Source organism: Desulfovibrio sp. 1188_IL3213 (assembly GCF_036763145.1).
Lineage (GTDB): Bacteria > Desulfobacterota > Desulfovibrionia > Desulfovibrionales > Desulfovibrionaceae > Desulfovibrio.
Window position 1 is genome coordinate 1 of the sequence record NZ_JBAIYR010000194.1, and the last position, 4,198, is coordinate 4,198.

Consider the following 4,198-nt stretch of genomic DNA (forward strand, 5'->3'; position numbering starts at 1 on the left):
GGCGCGGCGGTGGGAAGAGGCCCGGCGTTTTCCCGCTGGCGGCATTCTTGTTGTGCCTGACGACAATTATCGTTGGGGCGCGTTGATGGACCGCGCCGCAGGCATTATAGCCGAAGAGGGCCTGCCCGGTTCGCGGCTGGCGTCACTGGCGCGCGAGTTTGGCAAGCCGGCCATTTTCGGACTGGATAACGCAACGGAAATTTTAAAAAGCGGGCAGCGCATTACACTTTGCTCGGACGTCTGTCAGGTTTATGTGGACAGGCTGGAATCCCTGCTGCCCAACGTGCCGCCGGGGCGCGACTATATGCCCGGCAGTCCTGTGTACCGCATTCTGCAAAAGGCGTCGGCGCGTATACTGCCTTTGACCATGGATGTGGACAGCCCCGAGTTCAGGGCCTCCAACTGCCAGACATACCACGATATTGCCCGCTATTGCCATGAACGGGCCGTGAGCGCCATGTTCAGCCTTGGCGCGGAGAAAAAATACGCGCCGCAACGGGTAAAACAGTTGCGCGACAAGGTGCTCAAGCAATTCTGGGTGGTGAACCTCAGTGACGGTTTTGCCGTCACGCCTCCCGGCCCGGTCATTGATATCGAGCAGATCGCGTCGGTTCCCATGCGCGCCCTCTGGCACGGCATGAACGCCTATCCCTGGCAGGGACCGCCGCCTGTGGACGGCAAGGGTTTTCTTTCTGTGCTGTTTGAGGCCACGGCCAACCCCAATCTGGACCCGGCCGCGCAGACCGCGTATTTTTCTGAAAAAAACTATTTTATGATATCGCGCGACTATTGCAGTCTGCATTCGCGTTTCGGTTTTCATTTTGTCTCGGTAGAGGCGCGCCTTGGCGAGCGCACCCCCGAGAACTACCTTACCTTTCACCTGCGGGGCGGCGCGGCCAATATTGAGCGGCGCATCCTTCGTGTGCGTTTTGCGGCTGAAATTTTATGGGAATTCGGCTTTGCCCCCATGGTGCGCAATGATGCGGTCAGCGCCACCCTCAAGGGCATGGATCGTGAAGAAGGCGAACTTTTGCTGGCAGTGGCGGGGTATATGACCATTCATACCCGGCAGCTGGACATGATCATGCAGGATGCGGCCCAGGTGGCTGCCCGGCGCGAGGAAATGCTGGAACACTGCCGCCTGCTGTTCAAGGGCGAAAAATTGCCGCAGACCGCAACCGGCGTGGAGGAGGCGTAGCCATGTCAGCAGTCGCTCCCGCAGCCCATCGCGGGTACAAGGTCATATACCGCCGCCTGCTCGTAACCCTGCTGCTTATGGCGCTTACGCCCCTGGTGGCTCTGGGGCTGTTCTGTCTGGACAGGCTGAGCGCCATTTATGATGAAAAAATCAGTGCGGGCATCGAGGCTGTGGCCAGCAGCAAACACCGCGCGCTGGATACCTTTATGGTGGAGCGCGTCGCCCAGATAAAAAATCTGGCTTTCACCCACCCCTATGCCGACCTGAGCAACCCAACACGACTGAGCGACATTTTCAGCGTCATGCAGAGCAACAGTCGCTCCTTTGTGGATGTGGGCGTTATCGGCATGGATGGCCGCCACGTTTCCTATGTGGGCCCGTATGAGCTTAGCGGCAACAATTATTCAGACACTCCCTGGTTCAGAGAAGTGCTGCGCAAGGGCGTGTATGTGAGCGATGTTTTTATGGGCTACAGAAATGAACCCCATTTCATCATTGCGGTGCTGCGGCATGAGGGAGGGCGCAGTTACATCGTGCGGGCCACCATTGATATGGACGCTATGGGAGCCTTGTTGCGCCGTGTGTATTCCGGCCCGCACAGTGATGCCTTTCTGGTCAACGCCAGGGGCGAACTGCAGACAGACTCGCGCTATCACGGCAAAAGCATGAGCAGGTTCGGCGTACCCCTGCCGGACCTGAGCCGCAAGAGCGTGTCCACGCAGCACCTGACCACATCAAAAGGGCAGGAAATGCTGGCCGCCATGATGCCTCTGGAATCCATGCCTTGGGCGCTTGTGGTACTGGACGACGTACGTGACAGCCTGCAGCCGTTGCGGCAACTCAAGGCATTGATTGTTTTTTTCATGATTCTCGGCAGCGGGCTTATCTGCATGGGGGCCGAACTTTGCACCCGGCGGCTTGTGGCTTCGCTTGAAGAGTCTGACCAGAAGCAGGCCCATATTGATGCCCGCATGCTTCAGTCCAGCAAGATGGCGGCCCTTGGAAAAATGGCCGCGGGCGTGGCCCATGAGGTAAACAATCCCCTGATGCTCATTCAGGAAAATGCGGGCTGGATACGCGACCTGCTGGACGACGAAAAGCCCGAAACCATGAAAAATTATCAAGAGATACTTGAAAGTACAGAGAAAATTGACCAACATGTCAAGCGCGCCAAGGGCATTACCCAGCGCATGCTCGGCTTTGGCCGCCGCATGAACCCCGGTCGCACGGAAATACTGATCAATTCCCTGACGGATCAGGCGGCTGAAATGCTCAAAACAGAAGCCACCAGCCGCAATATCAACATTGTCAGGGAATACGATCCGCAAGTGCCGGTCATTCTGTCTGACCCCGCGCAGCTTGAACAGATTTTTATCAATATTATCGATAATGCCATTGACGCCATCGGCAAAAACGGCACGCTCACCATCCGCACCCTTGCCTGGAAGAAGGGTGTTCGCATATTGTTTAACGACAGCGGCCCCGGCATGGATCAGGAAACCATAACCCGTATTTTTGATCCCTTTTTTACTACCAAGAAGGTGGGCGAGGGGACGGGCCTTGGACTGGCTATCTGTTATACCATACTTGAAAAACTGGGCGGCCGCATTGAGGTGCAGAGCCGATTGGGCGAGGGAACCACCTTCAGTGTGACCCTGCCCGCCGAACCGCCACAGCTTCCGCCGGAAGACGGCCTGACGGCCTGAGGGCGTTTTGGCGACTGAAAAAGTTGATGCTGGCCGGGGGAGTGCCACGGCTTGCCAGAATATGCGCTCCGGCGCCATTTGCTGCACGAGACACGTCATCGGTATCGGCCCTGGCTTGGCCTGGCCGAGACTTTGCCTGAAACCGAGGAGGCCCCATGCGCGCGCTGTTTGTGGACGACGAACTGGAATTTCTTGAACTCATGCAAAAACGCCTTGCCCGGCGCGGAATGGAAGTGGTCACGGCGCCCGATGGGCAGACAGCGCTGAGCATGGTGGAAGAAAACCTTGTTTCCGGCGGCGAACCTTTCAATATTGTGGTGATGGACGTGCGCATGCCCGGCATGGACGGGCTTGAAACCCTGCGCCACATGAAGCAGAAATGCCCCGGCCTGCCCGTCATACTGCTTACGGGGCATGCCTGCATGGGGGTGGCAGTGGAAGGGCTTGATCTTGGCGCATATGATTACATGCTCAAGCCCGTAGCCATCAGCGAACTTATCATAAAAATGGAGGAAGCGGTTCGCTCCGCTGTGTAAGATGGCGCTCCTCAAGTTTTTGCGGCACTGGATAGGGCGGGATCAGCCCGGGGAACCAGACCCGGAGGAACTGGCCCGTGAGGAAGAACTGAAGGCGCGACTGCGTGAGCGTTGCGCGCGCTTCCGTCGTCTGCTCTCTGCCAACAAGCGCGCCCTTGAAGCCATGAGCGAGGTGGAAGACCGCCTGCACGGCGCAAAACCTTTCGGCATGGACTATGTGCATGCCGTCAGCACCAGGGCCGTCACTGCGGTTTTTCAGATGGTGCGCGAGTTGAACGCGCTTTCCGGCAATGCCTACGCCGGCCTGCTGGAACCTTTTGGCCGTATCCGCGCCCAGATGGAGGCTTTGCTGGAAGAGCCGCCCCATCAGGACGGTCCCCTTATCCTGCATCTTGACCAGATAAGCCTGAGCGACCTTACCCTTGTGGGGGGTAAAATGGCAAATCTGGGCGAAGTGGCCGCCAATGCCGGACTTTCCGTGCCAGACGGTTTTGCCGTGACTGTCAGCGCCTACTACCGGTTTATGGAATATAACGGCCTTCAGAGCGAATTGAACCGGCTTATTCAGGCCACGGACATGCAGAGCCTTGAGCAGGTTTTCAGTCTGGCCGCCGCCCTGCAAAAGGCCGTGCTCACGGCTCCTCTGCCTCCCGAACTCGAAGACGCCATTACTCAAGCCGTGGAGGCCATGCGCGCCAAGGCCGGCCCCGGTCTCAAGCTGGCCCTGCGCAGCAGCGCGGTGGGCGAAGATTCGCTTG

The 4,198-nt window shown here is 58.1% G+C and carries 4 protein-coding genes; all 4 read left to right on the forward strand.

The annotated features are described in order from the left end of the window. Positions 1–1,198, forward strand: a 1,198-nt coding sequence (locus tag V6C16_RS08620) for a PEP-utilizing enzyme (protein ID WP_333543017.1), incomplete at its 5' end; no start/stop codon positions are given. A gap of 2 nt (positions 1,199–1,200) precedes the next feature. Beyond that, complete coding sequence (locus tag V6C16_RS08625; protein ID WP_333534912.1) at positions 1,201–2,904, forward strand: sensor histidine kinase; 1,704 nt, start codon at positions 1,201–1,203, stop codon at positions 2,902–2,904. 155 nt (positions 2,905–3,059) lie between these two features. Beyond that, positions 3,060–3,440 carry a response regulator gene (locus tag V6C16_RS08630; RefSeq protein ID WP_333534910.1) on the forward strand — a complete coding sequence of 127 codons (381 nt, stop codon included), beginning with the start codon at positions 3,060–3,062 and terminating at the stop codon, positions 3,438–3,440. Position 3,441: 1 nt separating this feature from the next. Further along, on the forward strand, positions 3,442–4,198 hold a 757-nt coding region (locus V6C16_RS08635; protein WP_333543018.1), incomplete at its 3' end, for a PEP/pyruvate-binding domain-containing protein.

Excerpts from the sequence above, each read along its gene's own strand:
- V6C16_RS08625 (WP_333534912.1), top strand. The coding sequence starts at position 1,201 with ATGTCAGCAGTCGCTCCCGCAGCCCATCGCGGGTACAAGGTCATATAC.
- V6C16_RS08630 (WP_333534910.1), top strand. The coding sequence starts at position 3,060 with ATGCGCGCGCTGTTTGTGGACGACGAACTGGAATTTCTTGAACTCATG.